General features: G+C 53.4%; 17 protein-coding genes. 7 read left to right on the top strand and 10 right to left on the bottom strand.

Features of this window, described 5'->3' with window-relative positions; genetic code table 11:
* Positions 1–117: 117 nt before the first annotated feature.
* Together mlc and QVF11_RS13015 are read right to left on the bottom strand one after the other, a co-directional pair.
* Positions 118–1,338, bottom strand: coding sequence for a sugar metabolism global transcriptional regulator Mlc (gene mlc, locus QVF11_RS13020; RefSeq protein WP_110274081.1), 1,221 nt, complete (start codon positions 1,336–1,338; stop codon positions 118–120).
* Positions 1,339–1,462: 124 nt separating this feature from the next.
* On the bottom strand, positions 1,463–2,365 hold the full coding sequence (locus tag QVF11_RS13015) for a LysR family transcriptional regulator (protein ID WP_112214317.1): 903 nt from the start codon (positions 2,363–2,365) through the stop codon (positions 1,463–1,465).
* 118 nt (positions 2,366–2,483) lie between these two features.
* Between QVF11_RS13015 and QVF11_RS13010 the strand changes: the two genes are divergently transcribed.
* Entirely contained in the window at positions 2,484–3,734 is a 1,251-nt protein-coding gene (locus QVF11_RS13010; protein WP_112214318.1) for an MFS transporter, read from the top strand.
* 34 nt (positions 3,735–3,768) lie between these two features.
* Here QVF11_RS13010 and QVF11_RS13005 read toward each other — a convergent pair whose 3' ends face one another.
* From QVF11_RS13005 to QVF11_RS12990, 4 genes are all read right to left on the bottom strand, one after another.
* On the bottom strand, positions 3,769–3,861 hold the full coding sequence (locus QVF11_RS13005; RefSeq protein ID WP_227016017.1) for a KPN_01571 family protein: 93 nt from the start codon (positions 3,859–3,861) through the stop codon (positions 3,769–3,771).
* 178 nt (positions 3,862–4,039) lie between these two features.
* Positions 4,040–4,630, bottom strand: a complete 591-nt coding sequence (locus tag QVF11_RS13000; protein WP_287857314.1) for a LysE family translocator — start codon at positions 4,628–4,630, stop codon at positions 4,040–4,042.
* Between the two features lie 43 nt (positions 4,631–4,673).
* Positions 4,674–5,513 carry an AraC family transcriptional regulator gene (locus QVF11_RS12995; protein ID WP_142513896.1) on the bottom strand — a complete coding sequence of 280 codons (840 nt, stop codon included), beginning with the start codon at positions 5,511–5,513 and terminating at the stop codon, positions 4,674–4,676.
* Positions 5,514–5,602: 89 nt separating this feature from the next.
* The gene (locus tag QVF11_RS12990; RefSeq protein ID WP_167492764.1) at positions 5,603–6,604 is read right to left on the bottom strand and encodes a RelA/SpoT domain-containing protein; all 1,002 of its coding nucleotides are present in this window, start codon (positions 6,602–6,604) and stop codon (positions 5,603–5,605) included.
* A gap of 180 nt (positions 6,605–6,784) precedes the next feature.
* Here QVF11_RS12990 and QVF11_RS12985 point away from each other — a divergent pair, with 180 nt between their 5' ends.
* The 3 genes from QVF11_RS12985 (at position 6,785) to ydgU (ending at position 8,963) form a co-directional block, all read left to right on the top strand.
* Complete coding sequence (locus QVF11_RS12985) at positions 6,785–8,272, top strand: carboxypeptidase M32 (protein WP_112214322.1); 1,488 nt, start codon at positions 6,785–6,787, stop codon at positions 8,270–8,272.
* Positions 8,273–8,445: 173 nt separating this feature from the next.
* The gene (asr, locus tag QVF11_RS12980) at positions 8,446–8,811 is read left to right on the top strand and encodes an acid resistance repetitive basic protein Asr (protein WP_287857310.1); all 366 of its coding nucleotides are present in this window, start codon (positions 8,446–8,448) and stop codon (positions 8,809–8,811) included.
* Between the two features lie 23 nt (positions 8,812–8,834).
* On the top strand, positions 8,835–8,963 hold the full coding sequence (gene ydgU, locus QVF11_RS12975) for a small membrane protein YdgU (protein WP_112214323.1): 129 nt from the start codon (positions 8,835–8,837) through the stop codon (positions 8,961–8,963).
* Here the strand turns inward: ydgU and QVF11_RS12970 are convergent.
* Positions 8,957–9,565, bottom strand: coding sequence for a LysE family translocator (locus QVF11_RS12970; RefSeq protein ID WP_112214324.1), 609 nt, complete (start codon positions 9,563–9,565; stop codon positions 8,957–8,959). The two genes, ydgU and QVF11_RS12970, sit on opposite strands and share 7 nt — an antisense overlap.
* 117 nt (positions 9,566–9,682) lie before the next feature.
* On the opposite strand from QVF11_RS12970, the gene QVF11_RS12965 reads away from it, so the two are divergent.
* Together QVF11_RS12965 and QVF11_RS12960 are read left to right on the top strand one after the other, a co-directional pair.
* Complete coding sequence (locus QVF11_RS12965; protein ID WP_287857307.1) at positions 9,683–10,609, top strand: LysR substrate-binding domain-containing protein; 927 nt, start codon at positions 9,683–9,685, stop codon at positions 10,607–10,609.
* Positions 10,610–11,185: 576 nt separating this feature from the next.
* A complete protein-coding gene (locus QVF11_RS12960; RefSeq protein WP_142513901.1) occupies positions 11,186–11,998 on the top strand; it encodes a trypsin-like serine peptidase in 813 nt (270 codons plus the stop codon).
* A 4-nt stretch (positions 11,999–12,002) separates the two neighbouring features.
* Here QVF11_RS12960 and QVF11_RS12955 read toward each other — a convergent pair whose 3' ends face one another.
* From QVF11_RS12955 to mdtJ, 3 genes are all read right to left on the bottom strand, one after another.
* Positions 12,003–14,159: a putative bifunctional diguanylate cyclase/phosphodiesterase gene (locus QVF11_RS12955; protein WP_287857304.1), complete on the bottom strand. Its 2,157-nt coding sequence runs from the start codon at positions 14,157–14,159 to the stop codon at positions 12,003–12,005.
* 105 nt (positions 14,160–14,264) lie between these two features.
* Entirely contained in the window at positions 14,265–14,594 is a 330-nt protein-coding gene (mdtI, locus tag QVF11_RS12950; RefSeq protein ID WP_142513903.1) for a multidrug/spermidine efflux SMR transporter subunit MdtI, read from the bottom strand.
* A complete protein-coding gene (mdtJ, locus tag QVF11_RS12945; protein ID WP_112214329.1) occupies positions 14,581–14,943 on the bottom strand; it encodes a multidrug/spermidine efflux SMR transporter subunit MdtJ in 363 nt (120 codons plus the stop codon). The genes mdtI and mdtJ overlap by 14 nt, the downstream gene beginning before the upstream one ends.
* A gap of 522 nt (positions 14,944–15,465) precedes the next feature.
* On the opposite strand from mdtJ, the gene QVF11_RS12940 reads away from it, so the two are divergent.
* The gene (locus QVF11_RS12940; protein WP_110274065.1) at positions 15,466–16,500 is read left to right on the top strand and encodes an AI-2E family transporter; all 1,035 of its coding nucleotides are present in this window, start codon (positions 15,466–15,468) and stop codon (positions 16,498–16,500) included.
* Positions 16,501–16,577: the final 77 nt, after the last annotated feature.

Raw genomic sequence — 16,577 nt, 5'->3', positions numbered from 1 at the left:
ACAGTTATGTTGATGAAAAATACAGGAGAGAAATAGTCAACTGTGGAAAAAGTCTACGCGAAGCTGCCAAAGTCCAGCTTGAGATAGCGCAATTTTTGGTGTGAATATGAAAAAATGTTAACCCTGTAACAGTCGTATCAGCAACGATCCGTTATAGAGCGCATCTTTGACCAGAGCCGCGCCAGCCATCGTTCCCCGGTTAGAAAACTGAGTGCTTTCTACCGCAATATGGCGGCTGTAGGCCGGTAAGGACTGTTGTCGAATACAATCAGAAATTGCCGGAAACAGAATGTCTGCCGCCAGGTTGAAGGGGGAGCCAATAAGGATTTTCTGCGGGTTAAAGAGGTTAACCATGATTGCCAGAATTCGCCCGACGTGGTTCCCGACGCCGCTGATAATATCCCGCGCCAGCAGGTCACCCTGCAGCGCGGCCTGACACAACCACTCTACGCTTAACGGCTGCTGGTGCAGCATGGAGCTCATCGATTTAGCCATCCGAACCTGTGCCAGTTCGAGTACGCTTTCGACGCTGGCGATGGTTTCCAGGCAGCCATGGTTACCGCAATAACAGCGTTTTCCGTAAGGGTCAACCTGAGTATGACCGATTTCCACCAGGCTGCTGCTGCCCGCATGCAGCAGGCGGCCATCGGTGATGACTCCAGCACCAACGTTATGGTCGATAACCACCTGAATGACGTCCCGAGCCCCTCTCGACGCGCCAAACAGCGACTCAGCCATGGTCCAGGCGCTGATATCATGCTGAATATAGACCGAGACCCCGGTATGGTTAGATAAGATCTCACCAAGCGGCATATCTTTAACATCATCATAAAATGGCATCCGGTGGATGATGCCGTTTTCAGTGTCGATAATTCCCGGCATGGTGATGGCAATAGCGGTTAATCGTTCCAGTTTTTTTTGATGACGAATAAAAAACTGATCAACATGATCGAGTACGCGCGTCGCAAAAGGCTGAACATGCTGTAACGCCAGTTCAAGCTGCTCTTCCACCACCAGCTTGCTGCTTAAATCACGCAGGGCGAGATGGATTTCGCCGCGGTTAATGCGGATGGAAAGATAGTGCCAGGCTTCCGTTTCCACCATTAACCCAACGGCGGGACGCCCACGGCTGCCGGGGTCCTGGATTTCGGTTTCCTGCACCAGGTGCGCTTCCAGCATTTCACGCACGATTTTGGTGATACTGGCAGGCGCCAGCTGCGCGAAGCGCGAGAGGTCGATACGCGACACCGGGCCAAGCTGATCAATCAGGCGATATACCGCGCCTGCGTTGGTCTGCTTTATTTGATCGATATGGCCTGGCTGACTATCCGCTACCACCGTTGACTCCCTTTATTTTCGCGCTTCGAAATAAACTGAGGGCTATGGTGAAGCACTTCAATGCTTCACGTCAAATTTTTACTTAGCCTTGTGATTTACCGCACATTTCTAGATGGTTTTTGTCCTAAAAATCTAATGTAGCGCTGGCGAGGAGCGACTCACGAAAGCGCTGCGCCGCCTGTCCCTGCTCGTGATGCTTCGACCACACCAGCCACATTTCAGATACCGCGTCCTGCTCCTCAATGGGTAACCAGCGCATTTCCGACAGTTGAACCCGCCTGAACGATGCGGGCAGAATTGACACGCCAAGCCCGGCGGCGACCAGTCCAATAATGGTCATCGCCTCACCCACCTCCTGAGTGATAACCGGCGTTAAGCCATAGCGACGCATCAGCCCCAGAATATCGTCGTACAACCCGGTTCCTACGTGAGGATCAAAAAACACAAACGGTTCCCGAGCCAGCTCCCGCAGGCTGACGCTCGGTTGGTTTGCCAGGGGATGATCACGCGGGACCATGGCCAGCAGCGGCTCACGCAGCACCCTTTCCCAGGCCAACGTATCCGGCAACTGGGTATTGCGCATCAGCCCCAGATCGAGCGTTCCCTCGTTAAGCGGCACGATTTGTTCCCGGGTGTTGGTTTCCCGGGTCTGGATATGCACATCCGGATAGCGGCGGCGAAAAGTCGACAGCGTGTCGGATACCGCCTTAATAAAGGGAGCCGATGAGGTAAAACCGATTCGCAGCTCACCGGTTTCACCATGGTGTAAACGGGCGGCACGGGCGGCGGCTTCATCAACCTGGGTAAGAATCTGTCGGCTATCAGCCAAAAACTGCTTCCCTGCTTCCGTCAGGCTGACGCTGCGGTTAGTACGGGCAAACAGACGTGCGCCAATCTGCTGTTCAAGGATTTGAATCTGCTGGCTAAGCGGCGGCTGGGAAATATTCAAACGCGCCGCCGCATGACCGAAATGTAGCTCTTCGGCAACGGCAATAAAGTAGCGCAGATGACGCAGTTCAATATTCATATTTAAAACGTCTTATTTGAGATTATTAATATATTAGACAGAATATTTACATTTTCATACCCTTTACTGGTGACCTGCGAGGCCACTTAACTCTCTGTTTATCAGCAAGGATTTTTCCGTGAGCCGTACAACTACCGCTGACATCGTGCCGGCAAGCGACATCAGCGACGCTATCGTTCCCCAGCCAAATCAGTTTATTAAACGCGGTACCCCGCAATTTATTCGCGTTACCCTCGCGCTCTTTTCTGCCGGACTGGCGACCTTTGCGTTGCTCTATTGCGTGCAGCCAATTCTGCCTGTGCTCTCCAGCGAGTTCGGCGTTTCACCGGCCAGCAGTAGTATTTCGCTGTCGATTTCAACAGCCATGCTGGCGGTCGGCCTGCTGTTTACCGGCCCGCTTTCCGACGCTATTGGTCGCAAACAGGTGATGGTTACCGCGCTGGTGCTGGCCTCGTGCTGCTCTCTGCTGTCGACGATGATGTCCAGCTGGCACGGAATTCTGATTATGCGCGCATTGATCGGCCTATCGCTAAGCGGCGTGGCGGCGGTCGGTATGACTTATCTGAGTGAAGAGATTCATCCCAGCGTTGTGGCGTTCTCAATGGGGTTGTATATCAGCGGTAACTCCATTGGCGGCATGAGCGGCCGCTTGTTGACCGGGGTGTTCACCGATTTCTTCGGCTGGCGCATCGCGCTGGCGGTGATTAGCTGTTTTGCCCTCGCCGCGGCGATCATGTTCTGGCGCATCCTGCCGGAGTCGCGCCACTTTCGTCCGACCTCGCTGCGGCCGAAATCGCTGCTGATCAATTTCCGTCTGCACTGGCGCGATCGCGGCCTGCCGCTGCTGTTTCTCGAAGGTTTTCTGCTGATGGGGTCGTTTGTCACCCTGTTTAACTACATCGGCTATCGCCTGATGCTCTCGCCATGGTCGCTGAGCCAGGCGGTCGTTGGCCTGCTGTCGGTGGCCTATCTGACCGGTACCTGGAGCTCGCCGAAAGCCGGGGCCATGACGGTGCGTTACGGTCGCGGCCCGGTAATGTTGTTCTCCACGGTGGTGATGCTCGGCGGCCTGCTGCTGACCCTGTTCTCATCGCTATGGCTGATTTTTATTGGCATGCTGCTGTTCTCCGCCGGGTTCTTCGCCGCGCATTCGGTCGCCAGCAGTTGGATAGGCCCGCGGGCCCGACGCGCGCGCGGTCAGGCATCATCGCTCTATTTATTTAGCTACTATCTGGGTTCCAGTATGGCGGGTACATTGGGTGGGGTTTTCTGGCATAACTACGGCTGGAACGGCGTCGGCGGGTTTATCGCGTTGATGTTAATAGCAGCACTTCTGACCGGCGCGTGTTTACACAACCGTCTGAAATAAAACGTCTTAGCGTGGCCTGAACGGGCCACGTTGCTCACCACATTCCCAGAACCGATGACATACCCATTAACTCTCTGAAGGCATCAATGGAAAGCAGTGCGATAAACAGCCAGGTAAACGGATTCATAATCAACCCCGCATCAGCAGCCAGCGCCTGTGATGAGTTTAGCCGCTGGCCAGAGAAAGAGTCTGCTATTTTGCGCACATTTGGATTATTTCGACCTAAACATAAAATACGCAACCGATTAATCAATACATAATGCTGATTTTGGTGGCTAACGGCGTTTAAGGTTGCGCAAGAATGGTTATTTCAGCATTCCCGTCCAGGCGGAGAGCAGCAAAAGCAGCGCCATGGTGCGCTGGAAACCCACCAACCCACGTTCGGTACGAAACATCCGATTGACCACCTGCCCAAGCCACGCCCACGCCACCAGACAAACTAGCGATATCAATAAAAACCACAGCGCCATCAGCGCAATCACCGGCAGCGGATGCTGGCCCGTTGGCGCAAACAGGCTCACCACCGCCAGTGCCATCATCCAGGTTTTCGGATTCACCACTTGTAACAACGCCGCCGCGCGAGCGGTAAAACGCTTTTGCGTCCCGCCAGCTAAATCCGGCGGCGGCGCGCTAAAGAGCTGCCAACTGAGCCAGCTCAGCCATAAAGCCCCGATCCAGCTCATTATCTGCCGCACCAGCGGATACTGGTGCAAAAGCTCCCCGGCACCAGCTCCCGATATCATCACAATCAGACTGGCCGAGACACATGCGCCAACCACCGCAGAAAGCGTAGCTTTTACACCATATCGCTGGCTATTCGCCAGAATCAGAATATTCGTCGGCCCCGGCGTAATTGAGGCGACAAAAGCAAATAACAGATACGGCAGTAAATCCACTGGTAGCTCCTTTTATTATGGAGCCACCACTTTGCGGATATTTTCAGGAAACGTCTGGAAGGTTTGTGCACAGGCGACGATAGTGAGCAGGCGTGAGCCTATATGAGCGTAAAAACCAGCGCCCAAGATGGCTCTGATCGGCAAAACCCAGCGCCGCAGCAACGTTCACCGGCAGCTCTCCGCAGGCCAACAGCTGTCGAGCTTTTGCCAGACGCAACTGAATAAGCCAGGCGTGGGGCGCAAGGTTAAATTCGCGCTTAAAGCAGCGGGTCAACGTGAAGCGATCGGTCCCCGTCTCTCGAGCCAGATCGGAAAGCCCAATATTATCGCCCATATGGGCATACAGATAATCGCGTGCCCGATGGGCCACCGCCACGCTTTGGACATGTGAAGGCAGTTTCTTGCGCCAACGGCAATGCGCAGTCAGTTGGGTCAACAAATGGTCCATGCAGCTCTGTTGGACAATACGCAGCTCGTTGCTGTGCAGGGTGTTGAAAGTTTCGCCGATAGCGCGCACGAGCTGCGGCTCGCGGGTCAGCGTACGGGCAAAATGCAGCGAATAGCTGCCGGGAACCGACTCATGTAGCCCCTGTAAGGTATCGGTGAGCCATTTTTCATCAAGGTAAAACGTCAGATAGGTGAATCCTCCTGCCATCGGCGCGTCGCCGTCGTGGATCTCACCCGGCTCCAGCAAAAATGCGCCCCCAGGATGGCTACGATGGCGTTCACGGCGGCAAGAAAACTGCTGGGTGCCAGACAGCGTGATCCCCACCAGATAGCTGTCGTGCCAGTGTGGGTCGTAGGCATGGCCTTCAAAATGCGCCTTAATCGTTTCAATTCCCGAATCCGCGTGCTGTCGCAGCTCCAGCCAGTCATTGGTCATACACTCCTCCACTTTACCGCAGCATTGACGATCCTTTCGGCGTTGTCTGGAAGATTTGTGCACCACGCCCTGCACCGCCTCATTTTGCGCTATTGCACAATCTTCAGTAACTCGGTGGTGAACTGACTAATATCAATCTGATAGGCCGGATAGGCCTCTTGTAATTTGCTGAAGTCACCCACATTGACCATGATGGTGGTGAGCCCTTTCGCCTCATTTTGTTGATACAGGGCCATCGCATCCAGTTTCTCAAATTCGGTGAATAAAACGGTATCGACCTGCATCACTTTGCCTGCAGGCGTTACAGAGATCACCGCGCTATCAATACCGGTGTAATCATCAAGGATATGCGGCGATGAGATAGTAAAAGACATCAGCTTGGTATAGACGGAAAGCTCGGACTCCAGCGCCCTGAGAGCGTTGATGTTACCCGGCAATTCCGCTGTAACAATCCCGGCATCCTTGCAGTAAAGGATTTCGCTAAATAGCCTGAAAAACTCCAGCCAGCGAGGGTCAGCCTGCTGCGGGCTGGTCTTAAGTTTTGTGCCTTCAAACAAGTCGACAATTTCAATGGCAGTTGACCAGACGTGCTGTAATTTTGTGCGAAACTGCACTTCAACATCAAACCCTCCGCAGGAATAAATCCGATGAATTCCGCGATATCCGGTGGTTTTAGGTGCAATTAAATAGTCTCTTGTTCGCTTAACGATCGCCCCGTCGATATCCGTTCGATATATTTCAGCCTCAACCAAATCATCATAGTTGTCCATAATCACGCGGCAGCCTGCAATGTCACTCATCTGGCTCACGTTGATGGTCGTGGAGGTCATGCCATCCAATGAGGGACGGGATAATTTATCAAGAATGGTGGGGAAACGTTTTAACCTTGACGTGACTTGCCCCACGCCAAACTGCTCCAGGGCGCTACGAATATGCCTCATCGGTCGATCGTGTGCCGCCCTGTATTCCTGGATGATAACGATGTCCTTTTCAGAGGCTGTGCCTTTGCGAATACGTCTGCCAGCTTTTTCAATTTGACTACGGGAATGCTTAAGGATGAATTCACCATCCTGAAATGCGCTATCGGGCATGATTTTATCGTTAATTGGCAACATGAAGTGGATCACTTTCCCACATCTAAAACCATCGTCAAAACAAAGATTTCACTTGTACATGAGATTTCGCACGTCCTGCACTACGATGGTGTAAAGTCGATATACTCTTCATACTTCATCCCTTTCAGCTAACTGACAACAGGCGAGAATCCCGATATGAATAACGCATCAAACTATCATCAGCTGACTCGCACCTTTCAGCGTCTTTCACGCTTCTCGCATCTCTCCGCCATCGCTGGCTGGGATATGTTCGCCATGATGCCGCCCGGCGGCAGCGCTGCGCGTGGTGAAGCGCTGGCGGAACTCGGCGTTTTACAGCATCAAATTTTGACCGATAAAAAAGTGGGCGAATGGCTACGCAATGCCCGCCAGGAAGAACTGAATGATGTAGAACAGGCAAATCTGCGCGAAATGACGCGTCAATATGAACAGGCCGCGCTGCTACCCGAAAGCCTGGTTGAAGCCAAATCGCTGGCGGGTAGCCACTGCGAACACGCCTGGCGTAGCCAGCGCCCGGCAAACGACTGGCAGGGATTTGCCGAAAATCTGCGCGAAGTCGTCAAGCTCAGCCGTGAAGAGGCGCAAATCCGCGCCGAAGCCAAAGGCTGCTCTCGCTATGACGCGCTGCTGGATATTTTCGAGCCGGATATGACCAGCGCGCGGCTGGACGTCCTGTTCGCCGACCTCAAATCCTGGCTTCCTTCTTTACTTGCTAACGTTGTTGAGAAGCAGGCGCAGATGCCGCTCATCGAACCGCAGGGGCCGTTCCCCGTCGCCGAACAACGCGAGCTGGGGCTGGAAGCGATGCGCGTGCTAGGGTTTGATTTTGACGGCGGACGCCTGGACATCAGCGCTCACCCGTTCTGCGGCGGCGTCCCTCAGGATGTGCGCATCACCACGCGTTACAACGAAAACGACCTGCTCAGCGCGCTGTTTGGCGTAATTCACGAAACCGGCCACGCGCGCTATGAACAAAATCTGCCGCGTAACTGGCTCGATCAGCCCATCGCCCTCGCCCGTTCAACGGCAATCCATGAATCACAAAGCCTGTTTTTCGAAATGCAGTTGGGCCGTAGCGAGGCATTCCTGCAACGGCTGCTGCCAACGGTACGCCAGTACTTTGGTGAGCAACCAGCCTTCAATCGCGACAACTTCATTGCGTGGAACCAGCGCGTCAAGCCGGGTTTTATCCGCGTTGATGCCGATGAAGTGAGCTATCCGGCACACGTTATTCTGCGTTACGAAATCGAACGCGCATTGATTGATGGCGATATTGAAGTGGAGGATATTCCGGCGCTGTGGGATGAAAAAATGCAGCACTGGTTGGGTCTTTCCACCACCGGTAACTACCGTGATGGCTGTATGCAGGATATCCACTGGACCGACGGCGGCTTTGGCTACTTCCCGTCTTACACTCTGGGCGCAATGTACGCCGCACAGCTGATGGCTTCCGCCAAACGGGCGCTACCGCAGTTGGAAAGCGACATCGCCAACGGCAACTTTAGCGCCCTGTTCGACTGGCTGCGGCAGAATATCTGGCAGCACGGCAGCCGCTTCAGTACCTCTCAGCTGATTCAACATGCCACTGGGGAAGATCTCAATAGTGCCTTTTTCCGCCAGCATTTGACCTCACGTTACCTGTAAAACAGCGGCGTCGGATCTCCCCGACGCCTTGTTTCGCCTTTGTTCAGAGGCGTTGTACATACCGTTACACGCCGAAACCAAACACTCACGGAAACCTCGATAAGACAAGCATATAGTTCTTTCAACGGCCCCGCAGTGGGGTTGAAACAAGAAACCTTTTCGAGGATATCAGAATGAAAAAAGTATTAGCTCTGGTCGTTGCCGCTGCAATGGGTCTGTCTTCTGTTGCGTTCGCTGCCGATGCTGCCACCACCACTCCGGCTCCGGCTGCTGCAACCCACAGCACCACCGCGAAAACCACGCATCACAAAAAACACCACAAAGCCGCTGCCAAACCGGCCGCAGAGCAGAAAGCTCAGGCTGCTAAAAAACACAAAAAAACAGAAGCCAAACCCGCTGCTGCCCAGAAAGCCCAGGCCGCTAAAAAACACAAAAAAGCCGCCACTAAACCTGTAGCTCAGAAAGCACAGGCAGCTAAAAAGCACCACAAAACGACCAAACACAATACCGCTAAACCTGCTGCACAACCGGCTGCTTAATCTCCCCGGTTAGGCTGTTTGATATGATATCGGCGCTGCTTCAGCGCCGTTTTTTTCTGGAGAGCACCATGCTGCGGCGCTATCGTTTTGAGCTCATCCTGATACTACTGATTATCTGCGCGCTGATCGCCAGCCGCTTTTTCCTCTATTGAACCGTTAGCTGCCAGAGGTTATAACCCAAGCCATACAGGGCCAAAAACAACAAGAAAAGCGCCGATATCGTGGTCAACCTCCTCGCATAGTGCGCCGTTAACCAGCGACGAATCGCCAGAATATAGAGCGACAGTACGCTCAGGTCGATAATCACCCACACCATTGTCAACAACCCCAGACTCAAACCGATACTGGCGGTGATATGAATAAACTGCGGAAAAAAAGCGGCAAAAAAGAGAATATCTTTCGGGTTGCTTAGTGCCGTCACAAACCCTGCCATCACCCCGCTCCGCTTCACCGATACGCTCCCTGGTGCCGCTCTCTCGCGCAACATACTCAACGCAAGCTTGATGATATACAGCGACCCGGCAATCGCCAGCAACGTCAACGCTCGTGGATCTAGCGCCACCAGCCCCGTCAACATCGCGGCTGCCGCAGCAATCAATACTAAAGAAGCCAGGTTTCCCCCGACCATTGTGCGTACCGCGCTGGCATACCCTTCGCGCGCCGCGGCTCCGGTGACCAATAACACCACCGGCCCCGGCGTAGCAATCAGCGCCAGTACCGTCAGGCAGTAGGCTGTAAGCAATGAAAAATCCATGAACTGAACTCACTATTCGATGATAAAGACGCTATATTCCACCTTGATTTCAGAGTTGAAAAACGACAAATAGTGAGCTTAAATGTGAGTTTTACTCAATATAGAGAGTAATAGTCGATGTCGTTGCCGCCGCTCTACGCTCTGCGCGCATTTGAAACCGCCGCGCGTCTTGGCTCGTTTAGCAAGGCCGCCGTCGCGCTACACGTCACGCCCGGAGCCGTTAGCCGCCATGTCAGCACCCTGGAAGCGTGGTTTGAGTGCCAGCTTTTTTTTCGCCATGGGCCAAAAGTCACGGTTACCGACGCAGGACGGCAGCTGGCGAAAGCATTAGAAGAGAGTTTCTCGGCGATTGACCGGGCCTGTCAGACCCTGCGCCGTCAGGCGGGAAAGGTACGGCTGAAAGCGCCGTCCACCCTCACCATGCGCTGGTTACTGGACGTTCTGCAACAGTTTCGCCAGCAGCATCAGCGCCCGGAAGTTGAAATGAGTAGCCTGTGGATGGACCGGGACTGCGTCGATTTCGCTCAGGAGCCGTTTGACTGCGCGATCCTGCTCGGCGACGGTAATTTTGGCGACGATAATGTCTGTAGTCTGCTGTTTGCCGAATGGCTCATCCCGCTTTGCGCACCGGTGATGCAACAAAAGGCCCGGCAGGATTTAGCCACCTGCACGCTGATTCACCCTTCGACCGATCGTCGGGACTGGCGGCGGTGGCTGCAATATTGCGGGCAACAACAACAGCCGAATATTAGTCAGGGCTTCGTTTTTGATACCCTGGAACAAGGCACTATGGCAGCCATGAGCGGCCATGGCGTCAGTATTGGCGATCTACTGCTCAACCTACCCGCGATCCGCGCCGGACTGCTGGCGCTGCCCTTCTCGACAGCCGTTGCCACCGGCGAGGGATACTATCTGGTGTGGCCCAAAAACACGCTTAACTCGCAGCCCATCGCGTTGCTGCACGACTTTTTGCATCAGCATATTCCCGAGTCTCTCCCTGACAATATCACTCGCCAGGGGCAAGCGCCTTTTTACAAGACATGAACCGCCGTGACCAGCAGATAACCCGTGGTGCCCCAAATCATGGCGGATACCAGAGATACGTAAACTAATGCGCGAATACCTTGTTTAGACATAGACCCTCCCGTACATCGGGTAATGAGAGATTGCAGATATCATCGCCGGGACAACATCTCTATTTGCTCAACAAGGTGATAGCAATAACAACGTTTTGGGTGAGAAAATGTTTCGCTTTGAAAGGAATTGAGAAACAGGTAAAGAAGTATTTTTTCTTTTATAGATAACTCTTGTTTAACCAGTAACATCGCCTTCTGGATCACTCACCTTAAGAAAAATCTGCAGTAAGAAAGCTTTTTACCCCACACAGGATGCTGTACGTTCGGATACACGATTTATGTTGCTTCCGGCCCCTGTTTCTGCGGAAATAACGCAGCAGAAAATCGATGTTAACCGTTTGAAATTACGCTATTCGCCTACTAAAAAAAGGCTGTTTTTTCTTCTTTTGCGGGCGTTAGAACTTCATTAAAATTATTCTTAACTTTCATAAACTTAAATCTGCTGCTACTTTCAATATACATAATTAACTCCCCAGAGAGTGATATGCGTAGAGACGTACTGTTATTACTGTGTTCATTTTGTCTATTTCCCGCGCTAGCTCAGGCTGACGATGATGGCATGAGTGCAAAAGATATTAAGACGCTGTTTTTCGGTCATGATGATCGTAAACCGGTGAATAACCCCACAGATACACCGTGGGATGCTATCGGGCAACTGGAAACCGCCAGCGGTAACCTCTGCACCGCCACGCTGATTGCGCCAAATATGGCGCTAACCGCCGGGCACTGCCTGCTTACACCGCCCAAAGGCAAACCGGATAAACCCGTTGCGCTGCGCTTCATCTCGCGTAAAGGGGGATGGGTGTATGAAATTCACGGTATTGAAGGCCGGGTTGACCCATCGCTTGGTAAACGGCTGAAGGCCGACGGCGATGGCTGGATAGTGCCCTCAGCGGCTGCACCGTGGGATTTTGGCCTTATCATGCTGCGCTACGCCCCCTCCGGAATTACGCCGGTACCCATTTTTAGCGGCAGCAAGGCCGATTTGACCGCCGCGCTGAAGACCGCTGAACGCAAAGTCACGCAGTCCGGCTATCCGGAAGATCATCTGGATAATCTCTACACTCATGAAGATTGTGTGGTGACCGGCTGGGCGCAGACATCGGTGCTGTCGCATCAGTGCGACACCTTACCGGGCGATAGCGGTTCCCCGCTGCTGCTGAAAACCGACGCGGGTTGGCAGGTTATTGCGGTACAGAGTTCGGCTCCGGGACCTAAAGATCGCTGGCGGGCGGATAACCGAGCCATATCGGTGACTGGTTTTCGCGACAAACTGGAAACGCTGGCCGCCCAATAAGCGGTCAGCCCTGCTGCTGACGCAGCTGTAGTAAAGAAGCGACGGGCATCGGCTCGCTGAAATAGAATCCCTGCAATCTGTCGCATCCCGCACGACGCAGCAGCGCCAGCTGTTGCTGGTTTTCAACGCCTTCCGCCACCACCGTAATGCCTAGCGCCCCGGCAATACGCACGGTACCACGCACCAGCTCCGCCGCCTGGGTATCGACATCCACCAGCCCGGCCAGCGATTTATCGATTTTGAGACTGTCAAAGCTGAAGCTACGTAAATAACCGATGCTGGAATATCCGGTACCGAAATCATCCAGCGCCACCGCAATGCCCAGCGATTTTAAATTCTCAATCGCCGCCCTCGCGCGATCGGGATTTTCCAGAACATAGCTCTCGGTGACCTCAAGCTGCAATCGGCGGGCCGGGAAATGGCAGCGTCCAAGCACCTGTACCACGCGCGACTCAAACTCCGGATCGCGAAACTGCGCCGGAGAGATATTCACTGACAGCAGCAGATCGCCCATTGGCTGCAGGTCACAGCAGGCGCGATAGAGGACAAACTGGCCGAGGGCGTAGATCAGGCCGCTGCTCTCGGCAATGCCGATAAACGCATCCGGCGGCAGCGCCCCCTGAGGGCGTCGCGGCCAGCGCAACAGCGCTTCCACCCCTTCCATCACCAGCGTATCGGCGTTAACAATCGGCTGATACCAGACATCGAACTCATCGTTTTCCAGTCCCTGACGAATGCCGTTTTCGATATTGAGCTGATACTGCCGCGCGTCGCTGAGCGCTTCGTCATACCAGGTCGTGCGCCCTTTGCCAGTTTTCTTCGAGTGATACATGGCAATATCGGCACGGCGAAACAGCTCTGTGCTGGAGCAGGTCGCCGGAACACCGCTGGCAATACCAATACTGGCGCTGATATAGATTTTGCGATCGTTTAAGGTGACGGGGGCTTTCAGCATTTCCAACACCGCCCAGGCAAAAGCTGACGCCTGATTGACTGCCAGCTCCCCGCTGATTGTCATCGCGAACTCATCGCCGCCCATCCGCGCCAACATCCCACCGGAAGGAATGCGCTCCCGCAGCTCTTTGGCAATATGGGTGATCAGCGCATCGCCAACATCATGGCCGTAGTTATCATTGACATCTTTGAAGCCGTCGAGGTCGATAAACACCACGCTTTGCGTTTGATATTGCGAATTTTCACAAACCTGATTCAGCCGCTCGATTAGCGCCCGGCGGTTAGGCAAGCGGCTTAGCCAGTCGGTCATGGCGATATTGCGCGCCAGCTTTTCACCGCGCGCTAGCTTGTAAAGACCCAGACTGCTAAACAGAATAAACAGCAAGATAAGCCCAGCCGCTACCGCAGCAATCAGCCGAATACTGTTCGATGCCGCCCGCGATGCCTCCGCACCGGGAAGTCCTGGCTGCCAGCTGAGGTAACCCACGATCTCTCCGGCATGAGTACGCAGCGGAATACTGTATTCACCGCCGGTGGGAGTGACGTGCAGATTGCGAATCTGAAAGGTATCACCAAGGCGTTCGAGCATTTGCGGGTTAATGTGCCGGGTAATCACCAGATAGCGGCGGGTATCATCATGCACCTGCAGGCGTCCAACCGTTGGGCGAATCAGACCAATACCGATAAACGCAATACCGGCGCGGGTGCGGGTGATGCCCGCATAAGCGCTTTTACCGCTGCGTAGCGCTGCGGCATGCTGCGAGATGAGCGCATGAAAACCATTGCCTAAAAATTGCGTATCCTGCTCGGTAAAACTCTGGCTACGAAACGATCCCCACAAAACGCGATAGTGCTGGTCCAGCACGAAAGTGCCATCATAAAGATTGTTGATTTTAAAACCCGATCCCCATGAATTATAAAGCCATTGCGAATCGAGCTTCTCCGCATAGGTCTGATGAACCGCATCATCCCAGATGGCGTTATCCATCACCAGCGACAGCACGCGGTTGACCGAGGTCTGCACTGCGCCATCCACCGATAGCACAGAGCGATGCTTGTCGATTTCGTTGGCTTTGAGGCCTATCAGATGTTGAGAGAGATAGAGTAGAGAAATAACAGACACGATTAAGCCGATCCCGGCGAGGAAGATCATGATGGAAAGCGTTCTGGCGGAGGGGATATTGCGCCAACCTAACGAGTGAATCATGTTCTGCCCTCATCATGGCCGGTCAGGAGATACGCCGAACTGGCTCTTTTTTAAGAGTAATACAGAGGGCAGAATTTGCCGCCTGCATTCACAGGCGGCATCACATCAGGCGAGTTTAATTAGCACCATGCCAACGACCAAAAGCAACAAACCGGCCCAGCCTTTATAATTCAGACGTTGACCAAACAGTATCCAACCGGCGGCAATGGTCGCCGCGATACCGAAACCGCCCCACAGTGCATAAGCTACCGACAGGTCAATCCCCTTAACCGCCTGCGAAAGCGCGCTAAATGCGCCAAGGACCGCCGCTAAGGACATCACGCCGTAGAATTTACGCCGGAAGCCGTCGGAAAACTTAAGAAAAACGTTGGCGATAATTTCCAGCACAATCGCCAGCGCCAGCCAGGCGCCGTGAACCCACTCAAACTGTTGCATGAGTTCTCTCCTTGCGCTGTTTCACCGTTTTTTGCGTCCCGGACTTGATTAATACGATCCCGACGACCAGGGTGACCAGGCCAGCAATTTTTATCGCCGATAGCGTCTCATCAAACAACAGCACGCTGAAAATAGTGATCAGTAAAATACCGATCCCTTCCCACAGGGCGTAGGCCACGCCAAGGGCGATTTTTTTCACCGCGAAGGCGAGAAAAATATAGGAAAGCGCAATCATTACCAGCATTAAAATAAAACCAGTGTGTCCACCGCTTACGCTAGCCCATTTCATAGACAACGTGCCGGTAATTTCAGCAACGATAGCTAAAGCTAATAAAATCCAATAAAACATGATCCCTTCTCCTGCTTGAGAATATAATCCATTGCGGCTTACCGCGAAGTAAACCGGAAAAATTCTGACGTTATTTTAGCCGTGCGCAGCGCGCCAGCTCAGGCAGAGAGAAGAAGACTATAGCGCCGAGCGCCAGTGCTGCTCGCCAAGGAAGCGGGAGTTGAAGAGGGATACTGCAGGGTGATAAGAAATATACATCCTGAACTTATTGTCCATAAAATCACAATTATCCGCGCTATTGCTTCTCATCATTTGCGGATGAAAATTGTCCTCGGTAGTTATACACAGGCTAATTTGTACCATAGTGCTACATTTAACTCAAAGTCTTTGCAGTTCTTTACTTCTGAAATTTGATTTTGATTAGCTTTTTCTGATCCCGTTCGCCATTATGATCCCATTCCGTCAATTATAAATAAGCGGGCCGTTTTTTTCTTTTTAGCAGACACGCAGCGTTGAGACGCCGACTTTACCAGCGTCTACAATGAATTCACATTAGACTCAATTTTTTTCGCAGGGAGCGGTATGGCCAAACCCATCATCACACTTAACGGCTTAAAAATGGTCATCATGCTCGGCATGATGGTTATCATCCTGACCGGCATTCGCTTCGCGGCGGATATCATCGTTCCTTTCGTGCTGGCACTGTTTCTGGCGGTAGTCATTAACCCACTGGTTCAGCTTATGGTGCGCTGCCGGGTACCGCGGGTGCTGGCTATTTCACTGCTGGTGGGCCTGATTGTCCTGCTTGCCGTCGTGCTGTTGGCTTCGCTGGGGACTTCTCTCAATGAACTGGCGCGTACCCTGCCGCAGTATCGCAACTATCTCTATGAACCGATGCAGGCCATTGCGCCGTGGCTACAGCGCTTCGGCTTTACCGTTTCGGTGGTTGAGCTTAATAAATATATTGACCCTAACGCAGTAATGACTCTGGTCACCAGTCTGCTCACTCAGCTTTCAAACGCCATGTCCTCTATCTTCCTGCTGCTACTGACGGTGGTGTTTATGCTGCTGGAAGTCCCGCAGCTACCCGCCAAGCTGCAACAGCTGATGTCGCGGCCGGTGGAAGGCATGGGGGCGATTCAGCGCGCACTCGATAGCGTCTCCCACTACCTGGTGTTAAAAACCGCCATCAGTCTGGTAACCGGCCTGGTGGTCTGGGGAATGCTGGTGCTGCTCGATGTGCGTTTTGCCTTTATGTGGGGACTGTTAGCTTTCGCGCTGAATTACATTCCTAATATTGGTTCGGTTCTCGCCGCAATCCCGCCAATTTTGCAGGTGCTGGTGTTTGGTGGTTTGTACGACGCGCTGGTGGTTCTGGCGGGCTATCTGATTATCAACCTTGTGTTCGGTAACATCCTCGAACCGCGCATTATGGGCCGTGGGCTGGGGTTATCAACGCTGGTGGTGTTCCTGTCGTTAATTTTCTGGGGCTGGCTACTGGGGCCGGTTGGTATGCTGCTCTCAGTGCCGCTGACCATTATCGTCAAAATCGCTCTCGAGCAGACGGTCGCCGGGCAAAGTATCGCCTTTCTGCTGAGTGATTTGAGTAAAAACTAACGACATTGCACGCGCTTTCCCCGGAGGCGATGCTGGCGCATCTGTCCGGGCTACCTGCCCGCAGACGGCGGTGAACC

Origin of the sequence: Klebsiella sp. (genome assembly GCF_027492335.1) — a bacterium.
Lineage (GTDB): Bacteria > Pseudomonadota > Gammaproteobacteria > Enterobacterales > Enterobacteriaceae > Klebsiella > Klebsiella huaxiensis.
Note: the sequence above shows the minus strand (reverse complement) of the source record. Positions and strands in the feature narration are given on the sequence as shown.